Source organism: Paenibacillus sp. P4_A7 (assembly GCF_056402455.1).
The window spans coordinates 1-840 of the sequence record NZ_JBFUHJ010000865.1 but is presented as its reverse complement, the minus strand read 5'-3'; the positions used below and the strand labels follow the sequence as shown (position 1 = coordinate 840).

Below are 840 nucleotides of genomic sequence, written 5' to 3'. Positions count from 1 at the left end.
CCCTTCTTGTTGGCTACGCGTTCCCTAGTGAAGACAATGCAAACGAAATCCTTATTGAACGAGCAGGGCCCTTTGTTCCACCCGTTTATACGTGGGCTAAAATGTTATTGGTTTCTGATTCTTTTAAGAAGAAACTTGAGAAATCTGACTTAAGTGGCTTTCGCTTTCAAGAGACGATTTTCAAGAAAATTGTCCATATCGATTGGATGAAGTGGGATCTGGAAGCCAAAGAACCGAAAATTTATCCGAGCGGCGGAGAACCTGAAAATTACATAGCAAAAAGAAAGCACAGTACAGATCTTGCGGAAAAAATGGAAGCTATTTGGTCTCTGCAACTTGGAAACGAAACCTTAATTGGCAGAAAACAACGAAACGTTTCAAGTCGAGATGAGTTGTTTATTATCGAAAACACATGGACGGGTAGCGATATTTTTACGAGCAGAGGAACGGGTCACATTTTTTTTGCTGAAAAAGCGAAACAATGGTTTGAAGAACAGGCAGATGGGTTTGTCAATTTTGAATCGTTTAACTCAAAAGTAGCGACACAAGCAGAAATAGACGCGGCGAACGATTACCTGAAACCTGTACAAACAAAGGTGCACCCTTATGCACACTTAACTGAGAAGGATTGGAAGGTATATCAGAAGTACATTGAGCAAGCAAAAAAATGGATGGCCAAATCCAAGACGGACCATACAGAGAAATCGATCAAAAACAGTCTAACAAAGGCTATCGAAAATTTTAAAAATGCCGAGAAAATCAGACCTCTTGGCAAAAAGGAACAGCAGTTGTTTAACCAAATAAATAAGTGACCATAGTAGGGTCTTCATCATATAAACC

At 39.8% G+C, this 840-nt stretch carries 1 protein-coding gene; it reads left to right on the top strand.

What is annotated here, in order from left to right; all coding sequences use genetic code 11:
• Positions 1 to 812, top strand: an 812-nt coding sequence (locus AC1DWN_RS34575) for a hypothetical protein (protein ID WP_477563317.1), incomplete at its 5' end; no start/stop codon positions are given.
• Positions 813 to 840: the final 28 nt, after the last annotated feature.